Source organism: Gordonia sp. i37 (assembly GCF_002043085.1).
Taxonomy (GTDB): Bacteria; Actinomycetota; Actinomycetes; order Mycobacteriales; family Mycobacteriaceae; genus Gordonia; species Gordonia polyisoprenivorans.
Map to the genome: position 1 here is coordinate 1 of NZ_MVPX01000079.1, position 3,658 is coordinate 3,658.

Annotated in this window: 3 protein-coding genes; 1 reads left to right on the forward strand and 2 read right to left on the reverse strand. The window is 70.1% G+C overall.

Translation table 11 applies throughout. The features are described 5' to 3' along the window. On the reverse strand, positions 1-758 hold a 758-nt coding region (locus B1964_RS03310; protein ID WP_079928814.1), incomplete at its 3' end, for a 5-oxoprolinase subunit PxpA. 23 nt (positions 759-781) lie between these two features. Between B1964_RS03310 and B1964_RS03315 the strand changes: the two genes are divergently transcribed. Next, the gene (locus B1964_RS03315) at positions 782-2,401 is read left to right on the forward strand and encodes a carboxylesterase/lipase family protein (RefSeq protein WP_079928812.1); all 1,620 of its coding nucleotides are present in this window, start codon (positions 782-784) and stop codon (positions 2,399-2,401) included. A gap of 69 nt (positions 2,402-2,470) precedes the next feature. Here B1964_RS03315 and B1964_RS03320 read toward each other — a convergent pair whose 3' ends face one another. Further along, positions 2,471-3,277, reverse strand: coding sequence for an alpha/beta hydrolase (locus tag B1964_RS03320; protein ID WP_006372611.1), 807 nt, complete (start codon positions 3,275-3,277; stop codon positions 2,471-2,473). Positions 3,278-3,658: the final 381 nt, after the last annotated feature.

Here is a 3,658-nt window from a genome sequence, read left to right on the forward strand (position 1 = left end):
GCCAGCCGCAACGCTTCCCGCACCTCGCGGGCGTGTCCGACGGCGCCGGGGGTGTCGCCGTGCAGGCAGATCGACTCGGCCTCGACGCGCAGCACCGAACCGTCGACGGCCACCACGGTGCCCTCGGACACGAGCCGTACGACGCGCTGCGCGATCTCGCGGCTGTCGGTGAGCACGGCGCCCGGCTCGGTGCGCGGCACCAGGGTGGTGTCGGGGGTGTAGGCGCGGTCGGCGAACGCCTCGGCGATGACGGGGAGCCCGGCGTCGCGGGCGCGGTGCAGGACAGGCGATCCCGCGAGACCCATCAACGGCAGGGTGGCGCCGAGCTCACGCAACGCATCGATGACGGCGTCGGCCTGCCGGGTGTGGTGCACGATCGAGTTGTACAGCGCCCCATGGGGTTTGACGTAGGTGACCTCGACCCCGACGGATCTCGCGAGACCCTGCAGTGCGCCGATCTGGTAGAGGATGTCGGCGGTGAGCTCGGCCGGGGCGATGTCCATGAAGCGCCGCCCGAATCCGGAGCGGTCGGGGTAGGAGACCTGCGCACCGACGCGCACCCCGGACACCGCCGCCCCGCGGCACGTCGCGCGCAGCTCGGCGGGGGTGCCCGCGTGGAAGCCGCAGGCGACGTTGGCGCTGGTGACGATCGCCAGCATCGCCTCGTCGTCGCCGACGCCCTCACCGAGGTCGGCGTTGAGGTCGACCGACCGCCCGACCTCCTGCCCGGCGGGCACACGCACAGTGTTCGACGTCACTGCCGCATTGTAGATTCGACAGCATGGGAGTTCCGAACACCGCAGTGGCCGACACCAGGGTCTCGACCGCGGAGGGGATCGTGTCCGGGGTCCGCGGCCGGCGTTCACGGCGTGGCACCGTCGCCTGGCGGGGCATTCCGTATGCGGCGCCGCCGGTCGGCGGTGGACGTTTTGACGCCCCGCAACCGGTGGCCCCGTGGCCCGGCGTGCGGCGCTGCGAGAACTTCGGCGACGCCGCGGTGCAGGACAAACTGCTCACCGCGACCGGCCTCGGACGATTCCAGCCGGTGAGCGAGGACTGCCTGACCCTCAACGTCGTCGCCCCCGACACCGTGGCGAGCGCGCCGCGACCGGTGATGGTGTTCATCCACGGCGGCGCCTACATCCTGGGCACCGCGGCGACCCCGCTCTACGACGGCACGCACCTCGCACGTGCGCAGGACGTCGTCGTGGTCACCATCCAGTACCGGTTCGGGCCGTTCGGGATGCTCGATTTCAGCGGCTATTCGACGCCGGAACGGCACTTCGACGAGAACCCCGGTCTCAAGGACCACATCGCCGCCCTGCAATGGGTGCAGCGCAACATCGCGGCCTTCGGCGGCGATCCCGACAACGTCACCATCTTCGGCGAGTCCGCCGGGGGGACCTCGGTGTTGTGCCTGCTCGCCGCGCCCGGCGCACGCGGACTGTTCCACCGGGCGATCGCCGAGAGCCCGGCCACCGACCTGGCGATCTCCCGCGAGAGCGCCGCGTTGTTCGCCGACGAGTTCCTGCGCCTGCTGGCCGATCCGAACCGGCGCAGCACCGACGCCACCAGCCCGCGCGAGCCGATCGACCCGCACGAGGCGGCCCGGCGCCTCGACGCCGCCACACCTGAGGAACTCCACCGCGCCGGCGGTCGGCTGATGGGCTTCGCCCGCCACGCCGACAGTGTCGAACCGACCCCGTTCGGACCGGCCTACGGCGTGCCGTCCCTACCGCAGTCGCCGTATGCCGCGGCCCGCGACGGCAACACCGCGCCGGTCCCGCTGATCATCGGCACCAACCGCGACGAGGGCAAACTCTTCGACAAGTTCTGGAATCTGCTGCCCGACACCCAGCGCACCCTGCTGGCCATCCAGGACGAGACCGCGCGCGACGAGATCATGAACCAGTACGCCGGTGGCCCCGACGACCAGTTGCGGCTGACCGCCGACAGCATCTTCTGGGCTCCGGTCACCGCCTTCGCCGACGCTCATCGCGAGGTGGCACCGACGTATGTGTACCGCTTCGACTTCCATACGCGTGCCCTCGCGCGCGCCGGACTCGGCGCCACGCACGCAACCGAGTTGTTCGCGGTGTTCGGCGGATATCGGATGCCGATGTTCGCCGGGCTGGCGACGGCCGACTGGCGCGCCGCGAGCGCGATGGTCGACGAGATGCAGTCCCGGTGGGGCGATTTCGCTCGCGGGCGGCCTCCCGGGCCGGATTGGCCCGCCTACGACGCGGCGCATCGGCCGGTGATGGTGCTCGACCGCACCAGCCACGTCGAGTCCGACCCGGACGCGTCGCGCCGGCAGGCGTGGGATCGGGGGCGTCAACTCCTCGTCGCGTCCGGCGGTTCACCGGAGGCGCCGTCCGACGTCGCCGCGCTCGACGTCTGAGCAGCCGGGTCTCCCGGCGGTCACGGAATCCAGCGATCACGGAGTCCAGCGGTCACGGAGTCCGGTGATTCACGGAGTCCACTGACTCGGCGGGTCCGACATCAGGAACGACAGCACCAGCGGATTGAACAGTTCCGGTGACTCGATCGGCAGGATGTGCGTGCCGGGGAGAATCGCGAGCCGTCCGCGGGGCAACGTGCGGGACAATTCCAGGCTCTGTTCGAGGTGCACCACGCCACGGTCGGCGGCGACGACCAGCACGGGTGCGTCGACTTCGGCGAACTCGGTGACCGCGTAGTCCGGTCCGTTGATCAGGAAGTCCTCGGTTTTCGCGTACACCGTGTCGAAATGCTCTGGGCCGTCCGGGCTTTCCTCGTTGTAGGTGCCGCGCAGGAAGTCGACCAGATCCGGATCCCGATCGGTCATCCGGGAGAAGAACTCGGGCGCGTCGCGTCCTGCGGAGTTGATGTAGTTGCAGGTGAGTACGACCCGGGACACCAGATCGGGGCGCACCCGCGCGGCGAGGAGCGCGAGCATCGCGCCGTCGCTCCAGCCGACCAGATTGGCCGGCACCCCGACCGCCGTCTCGAGATAGGAGACGATCTGGGCGAGCATCGCATCCATCGACCACGGCCCGGCGATGTCCGGACTGTGGCCGTGGCCGCTGCGTTCGGGAACGAACAGATGCAGGCCGGCATCGGTGAATCCGGCGATCTGCGCCCCCCACGTCGCCGCCGACGCGAAGGCACCGTGTAACAGAACCGTCGGCGCCCCGGCCGGGTCGCCGCCGACGAAGTGCCAGATCAGGGCGCCGTCGACGTCGATGTAGCAGCCGGCGTCGACGCGGTCGCCGACGCGGATCCCGGAACGGGTCATCGCGGTTGTCGGGGACATGGCGCGCTGCGTCGGAGGAGGAACTCGGTGGGCATGGCGCCCATGCTCCCAGAGTCCCCGTAGCGCGGTGAGAACGTTTGAGAGTCGAAACGGCATCGGTCCGCCCGCGGACGAGCCGCGCGCCACGCGCCCGCCGTGTGTCGCCCGACCGAAGGCGCACATGCGGCGGTCTTTACCGATACGGTGACTTCACCAGACTCGATAAACCGCGAGAATTCTCGGGAGATCGCGTCATCGAGAAATGCCGGCCGTCGAAGGAACCCATGATCTTTCGTGTGCGCGTCACCCCCATTGTCCGCGCAGTGACTGTGTGCCTGCTCGTCCTCGGGCTCGCCGCCGGGCCTGCGGCATTCGTCCACGCGG

Coding starts and splice junctions, on each gene's coding strand:
- B1964_RS03320 (WP_006372611.1), bottom strand. CDS start 3,277: ATGACCCGTTCCGGGATCCGCGTCGGCGACCGCGTCGACGCCGGCTGC.
- B1964_RS03315 (WP_079928812.1), top strand. CDS start 782: ATGGGAGTTCCGAACACCGCAGTGGCCGACACCAGGGTCTCGACCGCG.